This is a genomic window from Pseudomonas sp. BNK-30 (assembly GCF_047456185.1).
Classification (GTDB): domain Bacteria; phylum Pseudomonadota; class Gammaproteobacteria; order Pseudomonadales; family Pseudomonadaceae; genus Aquipseudomonas; species Aquipseudomonas putida_E.
In genome coordinates this window covers 5,338,217-5,361,500 of sequence record NZ_CP179904.1, presented here as the reverse complement: position 1 = coordinate 5,361,500, position 23,284 = coordinate 5,338,217, and the positions used below count along the sequence as shown (strand labels likewise).

The following is a 23,284-nucleotide window of genomic DNA, read 5'->3' as shown; positions in this document are numbered from 1 at the left end:
CGACTGATGAAAGCCCCCAGGGTTTTATCCATGAAGCCCATGATGGTGAAGTTTTCTTGCCTACCTGCTCAGCTTTTTATCACAGGATGCCTTGAAACACCTGCGTTAGAGCCTTGACACTGCGCTATCAATACCATCGATTGTTACCATTACCCGTATGAACTTCTCTCTGGCGTTGCCGAGCGTAGCATTGGCTTCGTACCCACTTTCCAGCCCCCGAGAGGAGCACCGAAATCATGAAACGCCAATTGCTGACCCTGACGCTGTCCATCCTTGCTGCCAACGCCTTCGCCGTTCCAGCTGCCGATCAGCACCTGACCGCCGAATCGCGCTCCAGCGCTGTTGAAATGGCCCAACCGCTGAAAACCGTTGCCGAAGGTGGTGCCGAGCGTCTGATCGAACGCAGTGGCCGTGTTGCCGAAGGCGGTTCGGATCGCCTGATCGAGCGCACTGGCCGTGTTGCCGAGGGTGGTTCGGATCGTCTGATCGAGCGCACCGGCCGCGTTGCCGAGGGTGGTTCGGATCGCCTGATCGAGCGCACCGGCCGCGTTGCCGAAGGCGGTTCGGATCGCCTGATCGAAATCAGCCGTGTGAGCTGATCTCCATGGCCGAAAACAACAACCTGCATCAAAGTGCCTACCCACCTCCCAGCCCGGTCAATTGACCGGGCTTTGTTTTCAGGTAACACCGCCCCGCGCAACTGGTAATTCTGCTAGTTCCACATCGCCCATCGCCATTGCTAGGTTACTGAAGGTATGGCTACGGAGCGTTCAAATGAGAAACCCGGCAACCGATCTGATAGCACTCAGGCCTGACTGGCTGGACGAAAGACTGCTGGCGCTCATCGCCCGGCCGATCGAGAACAGCGAAGAGGCCAAACGAACCTTCATTGAACTGTTGGCGCAGCCAAGCCTGCAGGGGGATGCATTGCTTGCCGATCTGCCTAAGTTGCTTCGGTTTCATACAACCTGTGCCATGCATGACGGTGCTCTGGCATCGATGATCTCGATTCACTACAACTTGTGCATGGGCTCGATCAAATCGATGGGCAATGACAGTGACTATGTGCGCAGCCTGTACAAACAGTTGAACGAAGGCACGGCAATCGGTGTATACCTCGCCACGGAACTGGGGTATGGCAGCAATCTTTTCTCACTGGAAACAGAAGCACGCTATTGCCCCGAGCGACAGATATTCGTGCTTGATTCGCCCAGCCGCCAATCCTACAAGTTCATGCCAAACAGCACGCATAGCCCCTTGCCCAAGATTGCAGTGGTGATGGCGCGCCTGATGGTCAACGACAAGTTCATCGGTATCTTGCCGTTTCTTGTGCCACTGCATGCGGGCGACACGGCCTTCCCCGGTGTTCGTATTACTGCACTGGGCCACAAACCAGGGATGCACCTGGACAATGCCATGACCTCGTTCGAAAACGTTGAACTCCCTTACGAGGCGCTCTTGCAACGAGGCACCATCGAACTGGACCGCGATGGGCAACTGCGCACGCTGGCCACTACACGCAGCCAACGCTTCATGCGCTCCATCGAACGTGTCCAGTCCGGCAAGCTGTGCATGGCCAGTTGCGCCCTGGCGGTGGCGATGGCCGGCTTGCATATCAATTACATCTACGCACAAAAACGCCAGACCTTCAGCCCGGCCGGTCCGGTCAACTTGCTTGCCCATCCCACCTATCGCCACCCACTGGCCATTGATGTCGTGACCAACCTAGTTCATGCCGCGTGGCTTGAACAGATCGTCGCCAGGCACGGCAAGGATGCGCTCAAGCCTTTAGCGCCTGACGTACTCAACGAAGTGGCAATTCTCAAGGCAGTTTCAACCTGGGCCAGCCAGGACATTCTGGTGCGCTGCCGTGAACGTTGTGGCGCACAAGGCATGTTCGCGGCGAACAAGATCATCGGTTACCTGTTGAACAATAACGGCGCGATCACTGCCGAAGGCGAAAATCTGGTGATCATGCTCAAGGCCGCTGCCTACTTCATGAAACACGCGGCCCCAGCCCCAGCCAGCGCGCACGCAGTGAAGGGCAAAAAGCGCCAGCGTCTGCTCGAACACCTCGACACCTGTATCGACCTCATCCGCTCAGGCATTGCCGACAAGCGTGACCGGTTCTTGCAAAGCGAGGACATGCTGCTGCTGGCCAAGCTGCTGGGGGTACGCATGGCCAGTGTGCGCTACCTGGCCCATATCGATGAAAGCCCACTGGATGGCGTTATCCTCGATGTGTTTCTGCTCAGCCAGTTAGAGCAACACGCTGTGGCGCTGGTACGGACCCAGGCAGCATCCTCCAGGCAGATCAGGAGCTGGGCAAACCGCAAACAGGCACTGCTGGTGCAGCATGCACCCTTGATTCTGGAGCGGTTGAAACGCATGGACATGAGAATGTTGGAGGTGCCGATCAGCAGCGACAGCTACATCGAGCATTACGCTTCCCGCCACCACGACGGGCAGGCCGCGTGAAACCTTTTTTTGACTTTTGTCCATGAGCCAATAAAGTGCAGGTTTCCTTCGCGATCAATGGCCTGACATGCTGCCGCGCGCCGAACAGAAGCTACAGACTCGCCAGGCCCTGCTCGACGCGGCCTGCCAGCTCATGGAAAGTGGCCGTGGTTTCGGCAGCATCAGCCTGCGCGAAGTGGCCAAGGCCGCCGGCATCGTGCCCACCGGGTTCTATCGGCACTTCACCGACATGGACGCCCTGGGCCTGGCCCTGGTGGCCGAGGTCGATGACACCTTCCGCCAGACCATCCGCCTGGTGCGGCAGAACGAGTTCGAACTGGGCGGTATCACCGACGCCTCGGTACGCATCTTCCTCGACGTGGTAGCCGCCCACCGGGCCCAGTTCCTGTTCCTGGCCCGCGAGCAGTACGGCGGCTCGCAGGCGGTGCGCCAGGCTATCGGCCGCCTGCGCCAAGGTATCAGCAACGACCTGGCTACCGACCTTGCGCGAATGAAACGCTGGCAGCACCTGAACGGAGCAGCGCTGGCGGTGATTGCCGACCTGGTGGTGAAGACCGTGTTCGCCACCCTGCCGGAACTGATCGACAACCCTGAACAAGGTTATCCACAGGCGCTGAGTGCACGGGACAAGATCACCCAGCAGTTGCGCTTCATCTTCGTCGGTGCGCGGCATTGGCAGGGTTTGGGTAATCCGGGCTGAAGCGCACTTCTGCTACCATGGCGCACTGCCGATTGTGACGAGCGCATTCATGTCCGACCCCCGCCCCACTCCAGCCGAACTGGCCCGCTTCAACCAGCACTTCGCCGAACGCATCGTGCCAGTGTGGCTGGGCCCCGGCTGGAATCCCGAAATGGCCCTGCCCTACGAGGCCCTGGATGCTACGCACCGCCCGCTGCCAGTGCAGCGCTACCGGGCGATGGCCTGCGCGCGTCAGTTGTACCTGTTCAGCAGCCGTATCGAGCAACCGGGAGCGGCAGAGCGGGCCGCAGCCCTGTTTCGCTCGCTGCAGCGGCATTTCCACGACGCCGAACATGGTGGCTGGTTCTACAGCATCGATGCCCAAGGCAAACCGCTGGACCGGCGCAAAGACCTCTACACCCACGCATTCATCGTGTTTGCCTGCGCTCATTACTGGGGAAAAGTCCGCGAAAGCCTGGTGGAATCGGCGCTCAATGCTGCCCTCGAGATCGTCAGCGAGCAGTTTGCCCGCGATGACGGCCTTTACGAAGCGAGCCTCGGTGAAGACTGGTCCGACCTCGGCAGCGGCCCGCTGCAAAACCCACAGATGCACCTGGCCGAAGCCTTCCTGCAGGTTCTCGCCGTGCGTGCAGATCAAGGTGTGCAACAGGCACTGCTGCAACTGTGCCAAGCCCTGCAGACGCACTTCATCGAACCGCAACATGGCCTGATGCTGGAAAAACCCCGCGGTGCTGTGGATAACTGGTTCGAGCCGGGGCACCAGTTCGAGTGGTTCTACCTGCTGCATACCTCGGCACTGCTGCGCGGTACGCCGCTGCATGCGTCCATCGACCGCGCATTCGCTTACGCCGAGCAGTGCGGAGTGAAGGATGCTGCCGTGCTGGCGATGCTGGCTGTGGATGGCCAGGTGATCGATGCGACCCAGCGCATCTGGGCACAGGCGGAGTACCTGCGGGCGCTGGCCTTGCGGTCAGGGAGTGAAGTGAAGGTGGCTGAACAGTTGCAGGCAATGGAACAGCGCTTCCTGCACGATGGTGGCTGGTATGAGTGCCGCGATGGTGAAGGTGCGGTCAGCCGCCATGACATGCCTTCGACTACGCCCTATCACCTGGCGACTTGCCTGGAAGGCTTGCACCGGCTGAACTGACGCAATTGCCGGCAAACTGGCTTCCACAGAGCAAGCAGAGCCGCAACACCTGTGGCAGCCGGCTTGCCGCCGATTGGGCGGCGAAGCGCCCTTACTGCATCAGCCTTTCACCGAACGGTCGATCGATAACCCAGCCCAGTCCTGGCTCACCGGCATCACCTCCAGGCTGTTGATGTTGATGTGAGCCGGCTGATTGAGGATCCAGAAGATAGTCTCGGCGATATCCTGCGGCTGAATAGGCTCGGCACCGGCGTAGGTGGCATCATACTTGGCCTGGTCCCCACCGAACCGCACCAGCGAAAACTCGCTTTCGCACAGCCCTGGCTCAAGGTTGCTGACACGCACGCCCGTGCCACGCAGGTCACAACGCAGGCTGAGCGAGAACTGGCCGACGAACGCCTTGGTACCGCCATAGACGTTGCTGCCAGGGTACGGATAGTTGCCCGCCACCGACCCCACGTTGAGGATCGACGCCCCCCGGCCGTGGGCGATCAGGCGTGGCAGCAGCAAGCGGGTGGTGTACATCAGGCCCTTGATGTTGGTATCGACCATGGTTTCCCAGTCGTCCAGGCTGCAGTTCTGCGCCGCATCGACGCCCAGCGCAAGGCCTGCGTTATTGACCAGCCCGCGCAGCTTGTCAAAGCCCGCTGGCAGGTTGGCTATGGCGTGTTCCATGGCCTTGCGGTCACGTACATCGAGCACCAGGCCGTGCACTTCGGTCTTGGCCGACAGTTCGGCGCACAGGGCATCCAGGCGATCCTTGCGCCGGCCGGTGAGGATCAGCTTCCAGCCGGCGTCGGCGAAGAGGCGAGCCGTGGCCTCGCCAAAACCGGAAGTCGCGCCAGTGATGAATACGGTGGACGTCATGCTCTGTTCCTCGCTGTGGATTATTTTCGGCAAGCTTTGCAGCATGCCCGCGACGGGCGTAGTCAGCAAGCCATCGAGGCACTTGGTCATTTTTTGTACATTACCCGCAAAGCCGCATGGCAGAGGGTCCAGCGCGAGCTATGCGCATGTTATCCACAAGGCTTTCCCCACGGATTGGGGGCAACTTGACCATCAGGCGGAACCCTTTCAGCCACCTACGGTCAGGATCACGCGTTGCGGTAATGGCGCACCCTTTCAAACATGCCGCTTACAGCAGTCTGTCCAAGGGTTTCGCACAGAGTTATCCACAGGCTGGTAGCCTATCGTTAGTGCTCTAAGACGTCTGCGAAAACCCGCGCTGAATGACTCATAACAGCAACTGATCAAAATATGAACAGAACCGTGCAGGCCTTGATTTCAGTGGTTTGCAGCTAGATGCCACCATGTTTTCCACAGGCGGCTCCACATTATCCGTGGACAACAATGAGCCTGTGGAAACAATGGCTTGCGTAGGGGTTGTGGCAAAGCTCAAGAAAGATATGCGACAAGTTGTCCACATTCGCCAGGTGATGCCGATCGGGGCCGCACAGCAGCCCCGGATTCAGCTTAGTGCCCGCCAAGATAGGCGCTGCGAACCTCTTCGTTGACCAACAACTCCTGACCGGTGCCGGTCATGCGAATCTCGCCGTTCACCATGACATAAGCCCGGTCGGACAACTTCAAGGCATGGTTGGCGTTCTGCTCCACCAGAAAGATGGTCATCCCGGTCTTGGCCAGTTCGCGCAGGGTCGAAAAGATCTGCTTGACCACGATCGGCGCCAGCCCCAGCGACGGCTCGTCGAGCAACAGCAATTTGGGCCGACTCATCAGCGCACGGGCAATGGCCAGCATCTGCTGCTCTCCACCGGACATGGTCATCGCACGCTGGTTGCGCCGCTCCTTCAACCGAGGGAACAGCTCGAACATGCGTTGCATGTCCTCACTGGCATATTTGTCACCGATAGGGATGGTACCCATCATCAGGTTTTCCTCGACGCTCATGTCGGGGAACACCCGGCGCCCTTCCGGCGACTGGGCGATGCCATTGGATGCGATGTAGTGCGACGACTTGCGGGTAATGTCGGTGCCACGGTAGACAATCTGCCCGGAGGCTGCGCGCGGCTGGCCGAAGATGGACATCAGCAGGGTCGACTTGCCGGCACCGTTGGCGCCGATCAGGCTCACGGTCTCACCTTCATCGATGTGCATCGAGACCTTTTTCAACGCCTGGATCGGCCCGTAGAACACGTCCAGGTCCTTCAGTTCCAGAATGGGTGCACTCATACCAGCTCCTCTTCGTCGGCACCCAGGTAGGCGGCGATCACCGTCGGGTTGTGGCGGATATCCTGCGGCGCGCCTTCGGCGATCACGTTGCCGTGGTCGAGCACGACGATATGGTCGGAAATGCTCATGACCATGCCCATGTCGTGTTCGATCAGCACCACGGTGATGTCGTGCTCGTCACGCAGCACGCGGATCATACGGCTAAGTGCTTCGGTCTCCTGCGGGTTGAGGCCGGCCGCCGGTTCGTCCAGGCAGATGATCTTCGGCCGCGTGCACATGGCCCGGGCGATTTCCAGGCGGCGTTGCTGGCCATACGACAGCTCCCCGGCCAGGCGGTTGGCACAGTCGACCAGATCGACTACCTCCAGCCAGTAGAATGCGTGGTCCAGGGCATCACTCTCGGCCTTGCGGTAGGCCTTGGTGTTGAGCACGCCGGCCAGCAGGTTGCGGTTGACCCACATGTGCTGGGCGACCAGCAGGTTTTCCACCACCGACATTTCCTTGAACAGGCGAATGTTCTGGAAGGTGCGCGCCAGCCCCGCGCGGTTGACCAGGTGGGTGCCACCGAACATCTTGTAGTACAGGCGCGAACCAAAACGTGCCGGCGAAACGAAGTCCGCCGCCTGGAAGCGCTCACCAAGCAACTGGATGACGTTGGTATGGCTGCCGCGCACGTTCAGCTCGATGCGCCCGCCGCTGGCCTTGTAAAAACCGGTCAGGCAGTTGAACACCGTGGTCTTGCCGGCGCCGTTGGGGCCGATCAGGGCGAAGATCTGGTTACGCTTGACCTTGAGGCTGACGTCGCTGAGCGCCTTGATGCCACCGAACTGCATCATCAGGTTGTCGACCGAGAGAATGATTTCGTCGCTCATGGCGCCACTCCTTTACGCGGGACCACACCGGCGCGGCTGATGCGGATCAGCCCACGCGGTCGCCAGATCATCATCAGCACCATCAGCACACCGAACAGCAGCACCCGGTATTCGGAGAAGCTGCGCAGCAGCTCCGGCGCTACGGTCAGTACGAACGCAGCGATCACCACGCCCACGGTCGAGCCCATGCCGCCCAGTACGACAATGGCCAGAATCAGCGCCGACTCGAAGAAGGTGAACGAGGACGGGTTGACGAAGCCTTGGTAGGTGGCGAAGAACACCCCGGCGAGGCCCGCAGTGGAGGCCCCCAGGGTGAAGGCCGAAAGCTTGACCAGCACATGGTTCAGGCCCATCGAGCGGCAGGCGATTTCGTCCTCACGCAGCGCTTCCCAAGCGCGGCCAACCGGCATGCGGGTCAGCCGATGCTTGATGTACAGCACCGCCAGCACGACCAGGAACAGCACGGCATAGATGAACACGAACTTCAGATTGGCGTGGTAATCGAAGCCGAAGTACTCGTGGATCGGCACCCCGCCATCCTTGGCTCGACGGCCGAACTCCAGGCCAAAGAAGGTCGGCGCCGGGGCCGGCATGCCGTTCGGGCCACCGGTGAACGACAGCCAGTTGTTCAGCACCAGGCGGATGATCTCGCCAAAGCCCAGGGTCACGATCGCCAGATAGTCACCGTGCATGCGCAACACCGGGAAGCCCAGTATGCACCCCGCCAGAGCCGCGGCGATTGCCGCCAGTGGCAGCACACTCCAGAACCCCAGCCCCAGGTACTGATAGCCCAGCGCCAAGCCATAGGCGCCAATGGCGTAGAACGCCACGTAGCCCAGGTCGAGCAGGCCCGCCAGGCCCACCACGATGTTCAGGCCAAGGCCCAGCAGCACGTAGATCAGGCCGAGGATAACCACGGTCAGCAGGTACTTGTTGGCGAAGATGGGGAAGACGATGGCGATCACGATCAGCGCCGGAATGATGTAACGCAGACGCGACTTGTAGTTCGGTGCATTGACGTGCACCCCCGAGCCGCCGCTGTCGAAGCCTTGCAACATGCGCTTGCCTGCGGCGGTCTGCAGGTACAGGCTGAGCAGGAAGCGCCCGGCCATCACGCCACCGACCAGCCAGGCCACGCGGCGGGGTTCGGCATTGAAGCTATAGCCGTCGAGCACCACGCCGACGACCGGACCAAAGACAATGAGCGCGAGCAGGCCGGCGACGATGGTCTCGAGCAAGCTGCGTTTGAGATCGAAACCTTGGGTTTCGGAAACGGAGGCAGTTTTGGCAGTGGACATGTTCACACCTTAGCCACGAGCGGGCGACCCAACAGGCCTTGTGGGCGGAAGATAAGGATCAGCACCAGCAGCGAGAAGCTGAACACGTCCTTGTAGTCGGAGTTGATCAGGCCAGAGAACAACGACTCGGAAATACCCAGGATAATCCCGCCCAACATGGCGCCGGGCAGCGAGCCGATGCCGCCGAGCACCGCAGCGGTGAATGCCTTGATGCCGATGATGAAGCCGGCGTAGAAGTCGAAGGTGCCGTAGTTCATGGTGATCAGCACACCGGCAAGCGCAGCCATCACCGCGCCGATGACGAACACGTAGGAGATCACCCGGTCGGTGTTGATGCCAAGGATCGAGGCCATCTTGCGGTCTTGCTGGGTAGCGCGGCACATGCGGCCGAGCTTGGTGTACTTGATCACATAGGTGAGCAGCCCCATGCCGACGAATGCGGCAATCAGGATGAAGATCTTGGTGTAGGTCAGTTGCACGAAGCCAGTGCCCACTTCGACGCGCCAGGCGCCTTCGAGCAGGGTCGGCACGCCTTGCTGGCGGGCGCCCTGGCTGATCTGCGCATAGTTTTGCAGGATCAGCGAGATGCCGATGGCACTGATCAGCGGTGCCAGGCGGGTAGAGTTGCGCAGGGGTTTGTAGGCGATGCGTTCAATGGTGAAGCCATACACACCCGTGACGACGATGGTGAACAACAAGGTGCCCAACATCAGCAGGGGGAACGACTCGATACCGAAATAAGCCAGCAATGCCAGGCTGATTGCCGCGAGGTACGCGGAAATCATATACACCTCGCCGTGCGCGAAGTTGATCATGCCGATGATGCCATAGACCATTGTGTAGCCGATGGCGATCAGGCCATAGACCGACCCGAGGGTCAGGCCGTTGACCAGTTGCTGCAGGAAAATACCATCCATAACGCAATCTCACCTGAGCGAGACTGCACAAGCGCCGAGCACGCCAGGCCACGGATAAAGCGGCCCTCGCAGCGCAGAACCGTGCAGGTCTCCGAATAAAGACAGGTACCGCAGGGGCATCGGCCCGGGCGCAGGCCCGGGCTGGCTGCCGTTGTTATTTTTGTTTTTCCAGCTGGTGGTACTTGCCGTCCTTGTCCCACTGGTAGACCACGTAGTCAGAGACAGTCAGGTCGCCTTTGCTGTCCCACTTCTTCTCGCCCATGACGGTCTGCACCGGGTTGGCCTTGAGCCACTTGGCAGCGTCTTCGCCCTTGTTCGACTTGGCGCCGTTGAAGGCAGCGGCCAGGGCTTGCAGCGAAGCGTAGGCGTAGAGGGTGTAGCCTTCAGGCTCGGTGCCGGCTTTGCGGAATTCTTCCACCACCGCCTTGCTGTCTGGCAGCATGCGCGGGTCGGCACCGAAGGTCATGTACACGCCGTCCACGTACTGGGCGCCGCCCGCGGTTGCGACCAGTTCGTCGGTGACGATACCGTCATCGGACATGAACTTGACGTCCTTCAGGCCTTGCTCGCGCAGCTGACGCACCAGCGGACCGGCTTCGGGGTGAAGGCCGCCAAAGTAGACCACATCGGCACCGGTGGAACGGATCTTGGTCACCACGGCGCTGAAGTCTTTCTCGCCACGGGTCAGGCCTTCATACAGCACCGGCTTGACGCCACGCTTCTCCAGCTGCGCCTTGGTTGCATCGGCCAGGCCCTGGCCGTAGGTGTCCTTGTCGTGCAGCACCGCCACCTTCTTGCCCTTGAGCACATCGACGATGTAGTCACCGGCAACGATGCCCTGCTGGTCGTCACGGCCGCACATGCGGAACATGGCGCTCAGCCCGCGCTCGGTGACTTGTGGGTTGGTAGAGCCAGGGGTGATGGCGATCACGCCTGCTTCGTCATACACCTCGGAAGCTGGAATGGTGTTGGAGGAGCAGAAGTGGCCCACCACACCGATTACCTTGTCCTGATCGACCAGACGGTTGGCAACCGATACAGCCTGTTTCGGCTCACAGGCGTCATCGCCTTTGACCAGGATGATTTTTTCGCCGTTGACGCCACCGGCAGCGTTGATCTTGTCAGCTGCCGCCTGGGCACCTTTCATGTATTGCTCGCCAAACGCTGCGTTAGCCCCGGTCATCGGGCCCGCGACACCGATCTTGACGTCGGCCTGAACATACGAAGAAACACCCAGTGCCGTAGCCACGGCCAGTGCCAGGAAACCTTTCTTGTAAAACGTCTGCGACATGAGGTGGTGCTCCTAGAGTTTTTTTTGGTTGGCACTACAACTTCTCAGCCCTGTGCTCAGAGCAAGGGCCGTGCCATCGGTTTTGTCTTCCGGGAAATCACACTGTTGGGGCCGCGTCGAGGCGACCGACGGCCTTTTCTTTACTGAGTGTGCAACCGTCTGCCACGCGACAAGCGCCACCATGCGCACAAACAAGGAGCAACCACCGAGTGCCATCATTGCAACCCTGACAAGTGTTTACGTGCAACCACCCTGTAACAGCAGACGTCACCGAACTGCACACCCCTGGTGCGCAACTGCTACAGGCGGCACCGTTTCAAGGCTAGCTGGTGCACGGAAAAACACCTGATTTGTCTGTTTCGGCCTCTTCACACACGCACCCGCTCCCGCCGGTAACGCGTTGCCGGCAAGTTCGGCGCGTTTCCTGTGGCACAATGACCGCCATTCGCCGCTTTGGAGCCCACCCTGATGAGCGAGAGCGCATTCGCTGAGCGCATCGTGCACAACCTGCTCGACACCGACTTCTACAAGCTCACCATGATGCAGGGCGTGCTGCACAATTACCCGGATGCCGACGTGGAGTGGGAATTCCGCTGCCGCAATGGCGAAGACTTGCGCCCCTATCTGGGCGAGATCCGCAACCAGCTCGAACGGCTGAGCGAACTTACCCTCGATGATGGCCAGCTGGCCTTCCTCGAACGCATCAGCTTCCTCAAGCCCGATTTCCTGCGCTTTCTGCGCCTGTTCCGTTTCAACCTGCGCTATGTGCAGGTTGGTATCGAGGGCGACCAGCTGTACCTGCGCCTCAAAGGGCCCTGGCTGCATGTGATCCTCTTCGAAGTCCCGCTGCTGGCCATCATCAGCGAAGTGCGCAACCGCCACCTGCACCCACGCATGCGCCTGGCCGAGGCCCGTGACCAACTTTACCGCAAGTTCGACTGGCTACAGGCGCATGCCAGCGCCGACGAACTGGCCGAACTGCAAGTGGCCGACTTCGGCACCCGCCGGCGTTTTTCCAGCCGCGTGCAGGAGGAGGTGGTGCGGGTACTGCGCGATGACTTCCCGGCCCGCTTCGTCGGTACCAGCAACGTCGATTTGGCATGGAAACTGGATATCAAGCCGCTGGGCACCATGGCCCACGAATGGATCATGGCCCACCAGCAGCTCGGCCCGCGGCTGATCGACAGCCAGATCGCCGCCCTGGACTGCTGGGTCCGGGAGTACCGCGGCCTGCTCGGCATCGCCCTGACCGACTGCATCACCATGGATGCCTTCCTCAGCGATTTCGACCTGTACTTCGCCAAGCTGTTCGACGGCCTGCGCCACGACTCGGGTGAGCCGGTGGCCTGGGCGGAAAAGGCCATCGCCCATTACCAGAGGTTGGGGATCGACCCGATGACCAAGACCCTGGTGTTCTCCGACGGCCTCAACCTGACCCGCGCGCTGCAGATCTTCCGTGCCCTGCGCGGGCGCATCAACGTCAGTTTCGGCATCGGCACCAACCTGACCTGCGACATCCCCGGCGTGGCGCCGATGAATATCGTGCTTAAAATGACCGACTGCAACGGCTCGCCGGTGGCGAAGATCTCTGACGAGGCCGCCAAGACCCAGTGCCGCGACGAGAACTTCGTCGCCTACATGCGTCACGTGTTCAAAATCCCCAGCAAGGAGTAACCCATGCAAGCCGTTCAGCAAGAGATTGCCCAGGCGCTCAACGTGCAGCCGCCGTTCGCAGACGCCGCTGCGCTCGAGGCCGAAGTCGCCCGGCGCGTGGCGTTCATCAAGGATTGCCTGGCCAACGCCCGCCTCAAGACCCTGGTACTGGGCATCAGCGGGGGCGTCGATTCGCTGACTGCCGCCCTGCTCGCCCAACGCGCCATCAACGAGTTGCGCGCCGAAAGCAGCGACCCGGCCTACCGCTTCATTGCCGTGCGCCTGCCGTACCAGGTACAGCATGACGAGCACGACGCCCAGGCGTGCCTGGAAGTGATCAACGCCGATGAAGTGCACACCGTTGATATTGCACCTGCCGTGCGTGCACTGGCCGCAGAGGTGCAAGCATTGAAAGACGGCTCGCCGTCACTGGTGGACTTCGTCGTGGGCAACGTCAAGGCGCGTACGCGCATGGTCGCGCAGTACACCATCGCTGGCGCCCGCGCTGGCCTGGTGATCGGCACCGACCACGCCGCCGAGGCAGTGATGGGCTTCTTTACCAAGTTTGGTGACGGTGCCTGCGACCTGGCCCCGTTGAGCGGCCTGGTTAAGAACCAGGTGCGGGCCATTGCGCGCAGCTTTGGGGCGCCGGAATCGCTGGTGGAGAAGGTGCCTACTGCGGACCTGGAAGACCTGGAACCAGGCAAGCCTGACGAGGCGTCGCATGGCGTGACCTACCAACAGATCGATGCCTTCCTGCATGGGCTGCCGGTTGAGCAGGAAGCGTTCGACATCATCGTCGCCACCTACCGCAAGACCCAGCACAAGCGCGAACTGCCGTTCGCACCGTGAGACCTCTGGGGCCGCTTTGCGGCCCTTTCGCGACACAAGGCCGCTCCTACAGGACTGTAGGAGCGGCCTTGTGTCGCGAAGGAGGGCAAAGCCCTCCCCTGCTTCAAAGTGTCATTACTTGACGACTACCGTGCCTTTCATCATCGAGATATGGCCTGGGAATGAGCAGAAGAAGCCGTAGTCTGTACCAGCAACCAGCTTGGACACATCAAAGGTCACCGCGTCTTTTTCGCCCGCCCCAATGATCTTGGTGTGAGCGATGACACGCTCATCACCTTCTTTCAGATAGGACTTCTCGATACCGGCGCTCAGACCATCGGTCGCGATCGGCTGCATGTCAGCTGCCTTACTGATGACAATGTTGTGACCCATGACATTCTTTGGCAATTTGCCCGAATGTTCCAGGTTCACGGTGAATTGCTTGCAGCTCTTGTCGATGACGATTTCCTTGGTATTGAAGGACATCTGGTCAGTCGAGTCGACAGTTACCGAGCACTCGGCGGCGAAGACGGAGGCGCTGGCGAGGGTCAGCAGGGATACCGCTACAGCTTTCGCAAACATCATGAATCTCCTTGGCAGGGTTTTATCAATTGCGAGACTGCCTGAAACCGTTCAGCCCCTTGCTGACATGCATCAAAGGGTGTCAAGTGGCCAGCCAGTTGAATTGTTCAATGGATTGTATACAACCAATCTAAGGGCACATCATGCCCTTTTAATGGACGATGGGACAACCTCTCATTCAGGAGCAACTGCAATGGCCCTCTCAAGTTTCATGAACAGCCTGCTCGCCGCCTACGCCCACGGGGCCAGCGGTGCGATCTGTGAATTCTCCCGCCCGGAGTGACAACTGCCTTCGAACATTAAGGCCAGGTTTGTTTGATGCGAATGGACTCAACGAGAAGTCGCGTGGTTTTCTCGGCCTTGGCGGCGAAGTGGGTCGACAAGAAGCCTGATTGACCCAGAGGCTTTGGGGACCGCTTTGCGGTCCTTTCGCGACACAAGGCCGCTCCAACATCGACCGCGCTGCCAAATGAATTGTGCTTGCGCGGACATTGCAGGAGCGGCCTTGTGTCGCGATGGGCTGCAAAGCAGCCCCAAGAATCAATCAGCGCGGAATGACAGGCTGGCGCGGCTTCTTGCTGCCTTTGCCACCACCTTTTGCCGCTTCCTTGCGTTCCTTGGCCGCCTGCTGGTTGCGGGCGAACGCTTCAGCCTTGGCCTTCTCACGCTTGTCCCACGGCTTGCTGCCGTCACTGCCACGCGGCGGCAAACCGGTGTGCTGGGTGAGGATCTTCTGATCCTTGCCCACCTTGTGGCTGCCGGCCGGCGTCGAGTTCTTGCGCCGTGCACTCTGGTAGGTGTCGGTCTGCGGCTGGTGCAGCGGGATCAACTGATGCTTGCCCGGGCCAATGAGGTCGGCACGGCCCATACGCTCTAGTGCCTCGCGCAGCATCGGCCAGCCCTTAGGATCGTGGTAGCGCAGGAACGCCTTGTGCAAGCGGCGCTGCTCGTCGCTCTTGACGATCTCCACGCCTTCACTCTTGTAAGTGACCTTGCGCAGCGGGTTCTTGCCCGAGTGGTACATGGCCGTGGCCGAGGCCATGGGCGACGGGTAGAACGCCTGCACCTGGTCGGCGCGGAAGCCGTTGCCCTTGAGCCACAGGGCCAGGTTCATCATGTCTTCGTCGGTGGTGCCTGGGTGCGCAGCGATGAAGTACGGGATCAGGTACTGCTCTTTGCCCGCCTCTTTCGAGTACTTCTCGAACATGCGCTTGAAGCGGTCGTAGGAGCCGATGCCGGGCTTCATCATCTTGTCCAGCGGGCCACGCTCGGTGTGCTCCGGGGCAATCTTCAGGTAACCGCCCACATGGTGGGTGACCAGCTCCTTGACGTACTCCGGCGATTCCACTGCCAGGTCATAGCGCAGGCCCGACGCGATCAGGATCTTCTTCACACCCGGCAGGGCGCGTGCCTTGCGATACAGCTCGATCAGCGAGCTGTGGTCGGTGTTGAGGTTTTCGCAGATGCCCGGGAACACGCACGACGGCTTGCGGCAGTGCTTCTCGATCTCCGGGCTCTTGCAGGCGATGCGGTACATGTTGGCCGTCGGCCCGCCAAGGTCGGAGACCACGCCGGTGAAGCCAGGCACCTTGTCACGCATCTCCTCGATTTCATGCAGGATCGACTCGTGGGAGCGGTTCTGGATGATCCGGCCTTCGTGCTCGGTGATCGAGCAGAAGGTACAGCCGCCGAAGCAGCCACGCATGATGTTCACCGAGAAGCGGATCATCTCGTAGGCCGGGATGCGCTCCTTGCCGTAGGCCGGGTGCGGAATACGGGCATAGGGCATGCCGAACACGTAGTCCATTTCCTCGGTGGTCATTGGAATGGGTGGCGGGTTGAACCACACATCCACTTCGCCGTGCTTCTGCACCAGCGCACGAGCGTTGCCCGGGTTGGTCTCCAGGTGCAACACACGGTTGGCGTGGGCGTAGAGCACCGGGTCGTTACGCACCTTCTCGAACGATGGCAGGCGGATCACCGACTTGTCGCGGGTCATGCGCGGGCTGTCGAGGATCTGCACGACCTTGGCTTCGTTCGGGTCTTCCTGGTCGCCCTTGGCCTGCTCGATGGCGCAGGCCTGGGTGTCCTGGGTATTGACGTACGGGTTGATGATCTTGTCGACGCGGCCAGGGCGGTCGATGCGGGTCGAGTCGATCTCGTACCAGCCCTCGGGCGTGTCACGACGCACGAATGCGGTACCGCGCACATCGGTGATGCTTTCGATGCTCTGGCCACTGGACAGGCGCTGGGCGACCTCGACGATCGCCCGCTCGGCGTTGCCGTACAGCAGGATATCGGCGCTGGCGTCGATCAGGATCGAATGGCGAACCTTGTCCTGCCAGTAGTCATAGTGGGCGATGCGGCGCAGCGATGCCTCGATGCCACCGAGCACGATCGGCACGTGCTTGTAGGCTTCCTTGCAGCGCTGGCTGTACACCAGGCTGGCGCGGTCAGGGCGCTTGCCGGCCATGCCGCCCGGGGTGTAGGCATCGTCAGAGCGGATTTTCTTGTCTGCGGTGTAGCGGTTGATCATCGAGTCCATGTTGCCCGCCGCGACGCCGAAGAACAGGTTCGGCTCACCAAGCTTCATGAAGTCGTCTTTGGACTGCCAGTTCGGCTGGGCAATGATGCCCACGCGAAAGCCCTGGGCTTCCAGCAGGCGGCCGATGATGGCCATGCCGAATGACGGATGATCGACGTAGGCATCACCGGTCACGATGATGATGTCGCAGGAATCCCAGCCGAGCAGATCCATCTCCTCCCTGCTCATCGGCAGGAAAGGTGCTGGCCCGAAGCATTCGGCCCAGTACTTGGGATAGTCGTAGAGTGGTTTGGCTGCTTGCATGTCAGTGACCGGTTCTGTTGTGCAGGGAAATCGCGGGCGCGGAATATAGCACAAAATTTGACCAAATCCGACTGCCTTCGTGGGGATTGGCGGGTGGGGCGACGGTTGGGGCGGGAAGCGCCACGTGGCTGGCTTGGGGGTTTGTGGTTGGGTCGCCAGTATTTACCAAAACAGTTTCGGCGCCGATGAGATCGGGACGGGCCCAAGGATCAGAGCGACTGCCCGCAGGAAACTCGTACCCGCTCAGCTCTATGATGATCGCACCTCCTCTTTGAGGAGCGACCGTAATCCTTCCAGATTTTTTACAGAATATTTAGCCCCTCTAACCCTCAGCAAACGCTAACTTGTTAATTGTTAGAACGTTTTCTTTGCCTCTTAAAAAATTGTAGGAATCGAACTTCAAACACCGGGAAGAAATCCTACGATAACTTTCCGCCACGAATCCCGACCAGTTCTTGAACCCGCAAAAAAATAAGTGATACAACACTCATGCGCGGAAAGCGCACTCAAACCAACTCTGAAGGAGTACTAACCATGGGACGTCGTCGTTCTGAAATCAACACGCTGCAGATCCCTCGCGTGATGAACTACACATTCATCGAATCCGAGATTGACTTCCTCAACCTCCTGTAAGCGATAAGCCAGAAGGGGCTACCCCTTCTGGCACTACCAAGGAGTCATAGATGATTACCGAGCGCGAGCTGAACATAGACGAAGCCTACGATCGCCTGACCAGGCTGCATCAGCACTTGGGACTTAATTCAAGAACAACATTAGCAAGAACCAACAAACTGGTCGCCACCTGCCACTTGTACGACAGCGCCTACAAAGAGGTCTCTTGCGGAGCAGGAAAGGGCGAGTACTGCGAACTTGGAGCGCTTGCCGAAAGCCTGGAGCATTACTTCGTCGACGATATAACTTCTACCATCATCGACAGCGACCAAATATTGAAGTCGATAGAACCATTTGACGACTGGTTGCTCAACTCACTACCGCCTGGTTGCCAGGTACCTTATCTCAGACTTCAAGGCCTGGACAGCTACGACGAAATAAAAATACCTGCAATAATAATAGCACCATCAACCAGAAACATTGATGACATAGAAAAAACGGCAGCGGGCTTTCTTTCCAAATATGCCACCAACTCTGGCACAGCTCTTGGTTGCACAGAGAACGAGGCTCTGCTACACGCCATTAATGAAGCGATCGAACGCCACGCCCTCTCGGTTTACTACCTGTCACTCTGCGGACTGGCCTCACCGCCAGAACTCTACCGCCCCTCTACTTCATTCTTGGAAGAGACCTTCGCTCATGATGCCGAGCTTCTTCGTCACGCAAAGAAACTGAAAATATTCTTGACCCACGATTTCTATGAGGTGCCATTTTGCATCGCTGTTTCTCCCGATAAAACAGAAGGCTCACTCAGTAGCGTAGGCTCCGGTAGTTCACTCGACCCATACACTGCAATGTATCGTGCCGTAACCGAGCACCTTCAGTGCAAACAACTTTATGGCCCAAGAGAAAAACAAGAAGACCTCTCTGCGGAAAAAATGCTTGCCCACTCAGCCCGGCTGGCTTCACTTATAAATCCCTGCCCCACGTACGCCGTGCCCACGCTTCACCCTCCGCACACCGAGCTCAGCGTGCGCGGGCAAATCAAGCGCATACACATCAATCTGAAAAAACAAAATAAGGCCGTATTTTATCGCACACTTTATGAACACCCGAATCTCGCCACGGTTCTGCAGGTTTTCATACCCGGACTGGAGCGATTCCACCTGATCAGATCAGGTATTCCAGTCGCGCCGCAGAGCGCATTCAAAGGCATTAGGGAATGACATGCATATCTATCGAGGAATCATCGCCGCCTTGAGCGCGACATTGGTCCTGAAAGTCGCGACCGTCGTACCCGCCCTGATACTGGCCGACATCATTGACAACATATCCAGCTCAGCCGCGCCTACCCAGCTTCTACTCGGAGCCTTCATATGCCTTATCGCATTACAAGCCTCAATGACCCCTTTGCAAGCCTGGTGTCTTGCACGGCTCTGCCAGGATCGCGTGAAACAGCTCTCCATCCGCTGGTGCCGAGCGTTGTTGGACAAACGCTTCGAGGCCTATGGACAACTCCATGGCGGAACACTGGTAAAGGTGCTGGATAGGGGAATTACGGCACAGGAGCGCTGGCTAGGCTTTCTGATTGGTTCAGCTTGGCCGGTACTAGCTGAAGCTACAGTGCTGATAACGCTCTTCGCATATCTGGGGGCTACCTCGGTATTGATCGGTCTCATCCCCTTGAGTCTGGCGTATCTATGGGCAAATGATCGACTGGTGCGCTGGCGCCGACCACATATAGAGGCAGTGAACTCGCGAGAGGATGAACTGGCGGAACAATGGGTGGATACCTTCGCGAGCGCGGCGACGGTCAAACTGGAAAAGGCGGAGCATGCGGCGATGCTCCCGGTCAACCATACACTCTCGGCCTATGCCGACTCAGCGGTGAGGGTAGCCCACAGCGGGGGCTGGGTTCAGGGCTTGCGCACTTTGTTCATTGGCCTGGGCAGTGGCGGTCTGCTCATGTGGGGCATCCAGGATCAGGCTCTGACAACACCGCAATTGAGCTTGGGCGAACTCGTTGCTCTTTTCACCTTGGTGAGCGGATTGCTGGCAGGGGTTGCGCAACTGGCTGAGGCCTGGCGACTACTAGACCAGTTCAGGCTCGACAAACAAAAACTTGAACACTGGCTCCGACTCCCGCCGTTCGGTCCGACATGCTCTGCTGAGTCGAAATCACATGATAATAACGCAGGGCTGCGCATCGCCCCGTGCCTGCTAAGCGCTCGGAACAGTGTGCAACTGGAAATCGAAGAACCCTTGGTGCTGCACAAAGGAGAACGGGTCGCGCTGATAGGGTCCAGCGGGTGTGGCAAATCGACGCTTCTGCATGCGCTGGCTGGAACGGTATTCCAGTTGCGCGAGCATGTTCAATTGTACGGCAGGTGCCTGGCTGAGCTCGATGCTTGCGCGCAGTTCAGTCGCTTAAGACTCTGCCCTCAGGATGCGCACTTTCTACCCGGCCCACTGCCCCGTGCAGTACTGTTCGAGCATGATCATGATCGCGCTCAAATCGAACGATGGCTTGAGCGGCTGGGCTTGGATAAAGACTGGTACGAACTTGACCTGGATGCACGCGCAGAATCCATTTCGGGCGGCGAAGCACGAAGGCTGACGCTGCTACGCGTTCTCAATCAGCCAGGCGAATTCAATTTCTTTGACGAACCCACAGCTGGGCTCGATGCCGGATCGGCCGAGCGTACCTGGGATCTGTTGTTCGAAGCGTTCCAAGGGAGAGGGCTGATTTGCGTGACGCATGATCAAAGCGCGCTGTCACGATTTGACCGAGTGATCACACTGAGCGAGGGGCGGATAGTTAGCCAGGTGCAAGCGAAAATTGCTCAGAACCCTGAGCTAGCCGGCGCGTCGCACACCTTGCGGGACCGGCTTTAGCCCCGAACAACGGCGCAGCCGGTGCGACCCGCCGCACTGAATTCTTCACGGCTGAAGCCGCTTCGAACGGGCCTTGCAAACTCAGTGAGTTATGCGCAACTGCATGAAAGCAGATTTATTCGTCGTCGTCGAAGTTGTACATGCCCGGTGCGAGGTTCTCGAAGCGGGTGTACTTACCGATGAACGCCAGGCGGACGAAGCCGATGGGGCCGTTACGCTGCTTGCCGATGATGATTTCGGCAACGCCTTTGTGCTCGGTCTCCGGGTGGTACACCTCATCCCGGTACACGAACATGATCACGTCGGCGTCCTGCTCGATTGCACCCGATTCACGCAAGTCGGAGTTCACCGGGCGTTTGTTCGGGCGCTGTTCCAGGGAGCGGTTGAGCTGCGAAAGGGCGATGACCGGGCAGTTGAATTCCTTGGCCAAGGCCTTTAGCGAGCGGGAAATCTCGGAAATTTCGTTGGTCCGGTTGTCACCGGCCGAGCCCGGGATCTGCATCAGCTGCAGGTAGTCGACCATGATCATGGCGATCTCGCCGTGCTCACGCGCCAGGCGGCGGGTACGCGCCCGCATCTCCGAGGGGCTGATGCCGGCGGTATCGTCGATGAACAGCTTGCGGTCGTTGAGCAGGTTGACCGCCGACGTCAGGCGCGGCCAGTCGTCATCGTCCAACTGACCGGAACGCACCTTGGTCTGGTCGATGCGGCCAAGGGACGAGAGCATACGCATGATCAGCGATTCACCTGGCATCTCGAGGGAGAACACCAACACCGCCTTGTCGGTACGCAACACGGCATTTTCCACAAGGTTCATGGCGAAGGTGGTCTTACCCATCGACGGACGGCCGGCCACGATGACCAGGTCGGCAGCCTGCAGGCCGCTGGTTTTCGCGTCCAGGTCGGTGAAGCCGGTGGAAACGCCGGTGATGTCGCTGTCGGAGTTGAACAGCGTGTCGATCCGGTCGATAGCCAGGGTCAACAGTTCGTTGACGCCCACCGGGCCGCCGGTCTTGGGCCGCGCCTCGGCGATCTGGAAGATCTGCCTTTCGGCATCATCGAGGATTTCGGCGGCATTGCGCCCTTGCGGGTTGAAGGCGTTGTCGGCGATGTCGGTACTGATGCTGATCAGCTGGCGCAACGTTGCCCGCTCGCGAATGATCGCGGCGTAGGCCTTGATGTTGGCAACCGACGGGGTGTTCTTGGCAAGTTCTGCCAGGTACGCCAGGCCGCCAACCTGGGTCGACAAGCCTTCCTTGTCAAGCTGCTCGTGCAGGGTGACGACGTCGAATGGCTGGTTGGCGTCGGCCAGCTTGTGCACGGCACGGAAGATCAGGCGGTGGTCATGCCGATAGAAATCGCCATCCGAAACCTGATCCAGCACCCGCTCCCAGGCGTTATTGTCCAGCATCAGGCCACCGAGAACGGCCTGTTCGGCCTCGATGGAATGCGGCGGCACCTTGAGGGCAGCGGTTTGCAGGTCTAGCTGTTCGGGATTGGTGATCTCGTTCATGGCCACGAAAGAATTCTGGAGGATGAAAAAGACAAAGGGCACGGCCTGTTCAGAGACAGGACGTGCCCGATGTTAACCGGGCAGCCCGCGAGGAGCTACCCAGTCAGCGCAGCTTAGGCAGCTACGACGACCACACGTACGGTGGCTTCAACGTCGCTGTGCAGGTGCACGGCTACGTCGTATTCGCCAACCTGACGGATGGTGCCGTTCGGCAGACGAACTTCAGCCTTGGCCACTTCAACGCCGGAGGCGGTCAGGGCGTCAGCGATGTCGTGGGTGCCGATCGAACCGAACAGCTTGCCTTCGTCGCCAGCGGTGGCAGTGATGGTCACTTCCAGCTCGGCCAGTTGGGCAGCGCGGCTTTCAGCCGACGATTTACGGTCAGCAGCTGCTTTTTCCAGCTCGGCGCGACGCTCTTCGAACGCAGCCAGGTTGGCGGCGTTGGCAACGGTGGCCTTGCCGAATGGCAGCAGGAAGTTACGGCCGTAACCAGCCTTAACCTTAACTTTGTCGCCCAGGTTGCCCAGGTTAGCGACTTTTTCCAGCAGGATCAGTTCCATTTGGTAAAACCTCTTAACTTTTAACCTTCACCGTTCGCGGAGTCATTCCCCTCAGGGGACTTGCGACCGCGAAAATCAATCAGGCTGTCGACAATGGCCAGAACCACGAGCAACGGATAAATCAGCTGCAGTATCAGCGGCAGTGTCACGTACATGCCGACCAGCCAGAAACCGGCCAGCCGACCCTGTGCCACCAGCCCATGCATCAAGGCGATGCCGGCCAGGACGAGCACCAGGCTGGACGCGGAAGCCAGGACGATGAACTGCGGGCCGATGAACGGACCCAACACCATCGCGGCAACCAGAGCCAGCATGACTGCCCGCGGCAACTTCAGGGCGCGAAACTCGCGACCGAAGCCTCCAGGGTTGTACAACGCTGCTTGCCAATAACGCGCCAGCATCAAAGCCAGCACGCTGAACAACTGCAGCATCACCGCTGTGGAAGCGACCAGCACAGGGCCGATCAGCTCACCGGGAATGACTGGCTTGCCTTCGATTTGCGGCAACGCTTCGGAAAGCGCCTTGGCCAACACTTCGAAGGTTTCGCGCAGTACCGCGTCCAGGATGAGGCTGTAGACCAACCCCAACACAACACTGGACAACAACACCCGGCTCCAGGAATGCCCGGCACGCAACAAGGCGGCCAGCCCCAGTGTTCCCAACAGCACCAGCAAGGTGCTTGGATCACCGAAGGCCCAAATGGCCACCGCCGGCAAAAGGCCGAAAGCGATGACCGTTGAAGCGTCCTTGAACCCGCGCCGCAGCAGCACAAGGCTCCCGGCAGCGGCACTCAACCAGAACAGCAGCGGTAATACCGCACTCACGACCACCACCAAGGTGGCCTGCACACGACCGCGCATGATGAAATCAGCCAACGCTCGCATGCTTATCCCTTAC

Annotated in this window: 20 protein-coding genes; 9 read left to right on the top strand and 11 right to left on the bottom strand. The window is 59.6% G+C overall.

Annotated elements, in window-relative coordinates; translation table 11 throughout:
• Positions 1-236: 236 nt before the first annotated feature.
• The 4 genes from ACMGGN_RS24875 (at position 237) to ACMGGN_RS24860 (ending at position 4,325) form a co-directional block, all read left to right on the top strand.
• Positions 237-599, top strand: coding sequence for a hypothetical protein (locus ACMGGN_RS24875; protein ID WP_404602286.1), 363 nt, complete (start codon positions 237-239; stop codon positions 597-599).
• Positions 600-774: 175 nt separating this feature from the next.
• Positions 775-2,478, top strand: coding sequence for a hypothetical protein (locus ACMGGN_RS24870; RefSeq protein ID WP_281870271.1), 1,704 nt, complete (start codon positions 775-777; stop codon positions 2,476-2,478).
• Positions 2,479-2,545: 67 nt separating this feature from the next.
• Complete coding sequence (locus ACMGGN_RS24865) at positions 2,546-3,178, top strand: TetR family transcriptional regulator (RefSeq protein WP_046787815.1); 633 nt, start codon at positions 2,546-2,548, stop codon at positions 3,176-3,178.
• Positions 3,179-3,227: 49 nt separating this feature from the next.
• Positions 3,228-4,325: an AGE family epimerase/isomerase gene (locus ACMGGN_RS24860; protein ID WP_046787814.1), complete on the top strand. Its 1,098-nt coding sequence runs from the start codon at positions 3,228-3,230 to the stop codon at positions 4,323-4,325.
• Positions 4,326-4,424: 99 nt separating this feature from the next.
• On the opposite strand, the gene ACMGGN_RS24855 is transcribed toward ACMGGN_RS24860, so the two are convergent.
• The 6 genes from ACMGGN_RS24855 to ACMGGN_RS24830 form a co-directional block, all read right to left on the bottom strand.
• Complete coding sequence (locus tag ACMGGN_RS24855; protein ID WP_414156852.1) at positions 4,425-5,192, bottom strand: SDR family oxidoreductase; 768 nt, start codon at positions 5,190-5,192, stop codon at positions 4,425-4,427.
• Positions 5,193-5,798: 606 nt separating this feature from the next.
• Positions 5,799-6,515, bottom strand: coding sequence for an ABC transporter ATP-binding protein (locus ACMGGN_RS24850; protein WP_012316454.1), 717 nt, complete (start codon positions 6,513-6,515; stop codon positions 5,799-5,801).
• A complete protein-coding gene (locus ACMGGN_RS24845) occupies positions 6,512-7,387 on the bottom strand; it encodes an ATP-binding cassette domain-containing protein (RefSeq protein ID WP_012316455.1) in 876 nt (291 codons plus the stop codon). Before ACMGGN_RS24845 ends, ACMGGN_RS24850 begins: the two co-directional genes overlap by 4 nt.
• The gene (livM, locus tag ACMGGN_RS24840; protein WP_414156344.1) at positions 7,384-8,685 is read right to left on the bottom strand and encodes a high-affinity branched-chain amino acid ABC transporter permease LivM; all 1,302 of its coding nucleotides are present in this window, start codon (positions 8,683-8,685) and stop codon (positions 7,384-7,386) included. Before livM ends, ACMGGN_RS24845 begins: the two co-directional genes overlap by 4 nt.
• A gap of 2 nt (positions 8,686-8,687) precedes the next feature.
• Positions 8,688-9,602: an ABC transporter permease subunit gene (locus ACMGGN_RS24835; RefSeq protein WP_012316457.1), complete on the bottom strand. Its 915-nt coding sequence runs from the start codon at positions 9,600-9,602 to the stop codon at positions 8,688-8,690.
• Between the two features lie 154 nt (positions 9,603-9,756).
• Positions 9,757-10,893, bottom strand: a complete 1,137-nt coding sequence (locus ACMGGN_RS24830; protein ID WP_012316458.1) for a branched-chain amino acid ABC transporter substrate-binding protein — start codon at positions 10,891-10,893, stop codon at positions 9,757-9,759.
• A 468-nt stretch (positions 10,894-11,361) separates the two neighbouring features.
• Here ACMGGN_RS24830 and pncB point away from each other — a divergent pair, with 468 nt between their 5' ends.
• A complete protein-coding gene (gene pncB, locus ACMGGN_RS24825) occupies positions 11,362-12,567 on the top strand; it encodes a nicotinate phosphoribosyltransferase (protein WP_046787811.1) in 1,206 nt (401 codons plus the stop codon).
• 3 nt (positions 12,568-12,570) lie between these two features.
• The gene (nadE, locus tag ACMGGN_RS24820) at positions 12,571-13,398 is read left to right on the top strand and encodes an ammonia-dependent NAD(+) synthetase (protein ID WP_012316460.1); all 828 of its coding nucleotides are present in this window, start codon (positions 12,571-12,573) and stop codon (positions 13,396-13,398) included.
• 114 nt (positions 13,399-13,512) lie between these two features.
• On the opposite strand, the gene azu is transcribed toward nadE, so the two are convergent.
• Both azu and ACMGGN_RS24810 read right to left on the bottom strand, forming a co-directional pair.
• Positions 13,513-13,959, bottom strand: coding sequence for an azurin (gene azu / locus ACMGGN_RS24815; protein ID WP_046787810.1), 447 nt, complete (start codon positions 13,957-13,959; stop codon positions 13,513-13,515).
• Positions 13,960-14,503: 544 nt separating this feature from the next.
• Positions 14,504-16,807 carry a YgiQ family radical SAM protein gene (locus ACMGGN_RS24810; protein ID WP_046787809.1) on the bottom strand — a complete coding sequence of 768 codons (2,304 nt, stop codon included), beginning with the start codon at positions 16,805-16,807 and terminating at the stop codon, positions 14,504-14,506.
• A gap of 534 nt (positions 16,808-17,341) precedes the next feature.
• Here ACMGGN_RS24810 and ACMGGN_RS24805 point away from each other — a divergent pair.
• Genes ACMGGN_RS24805 through ACMGGN_RS24795 form a run of 3 tightly spaced genes read left to right on the top strand, consistent with a single transcriptional unit; the run spans position 17,342 to position 20,314 of the window.
• The gene (locus ACMGGN_RS24805; protein ID WP_115273771.1) at positions 17,342-17,440 is read left to right on the top strand and encodes an alginate O-acetyltransferase; all 99 of its coding nucleotides are present in this window, start codon (positions 17,342-17,344) and stop codon (positions 17,438-17,440) included.
• A gap of 50 nt (positions 17,441-17,490) precedes the next feature.
• Positions 17,491-18,645: a YcaO-like family protein gene (locus tag ACMGGN_RS24800; RefSeq protein ID WP_115273770.1), complete on the top strand. Its 1,155-nt coding sequence runs from the start codon at positions 17,491-17,493 to the stop codon at positions 18,643-18,645.
• A gap of 1 nt (position 18,646) precedes the next feature.
• Positions 18,647-20,314 (top strand): ATP-binding cassette domain-containing protein, encoded by a 1,668-nt coding sequence (locus tag ACMGGN_RS24795; protein ID WP_115273769.1) that lies wholly within the window; start codon positions 18,647-18,649, stop codon positions 20,312-20,314.
• 115 nt (positions 20,315-20,429) lie between these two features.
• Here ACMGGN_RS24795 and dnaB read toward each other — a convergent pair whose 3' ends face one another.
• The 3 genes from dnaB to ACMGGN_RS24780 all read right to left on the bottom strand — a co-directional run bounded on the left by dnaB (position 20,430) and on the right by ACMGGN_RS24780 (position 23,271).
• Entirely contained in the window at positions 20,430-21,827 is a 1,398-nt protein-coding gene (gene dnaB / locus ACMGGN_RS24790; RefSeq protein ID WP_046787808.1) for a replicative DNA helicase, read from the bottom strand.
• Positions 21,828-21,940: 113 nt separating this feature from the next.
• A complete protein-coding gene (gene rplI / locus ACMGGN_RS24785) occupies positions 21,941-22,387 on the bottom strand; it encodes a 50S ribosomal protein L9 (protein ID WP_012316464.1) in 447 nt (148 codons plus the stop codon).
• A gap of 20 nt (positions 22,388-22,407) precedes the next feature.
• Positions 22,408-23,271: a hypothetical protein gene (locus tag ACMGGN_RS24780; protein WP_046787807.1), complete on the bottom strand. Its 864-nt coding sequence runs from the start codon at positions 23,269-23,271 to the stop codon at positions 22,408-22,410.
• Positions 23,272-23,284 lie beyond the last annotated feature (13 nt).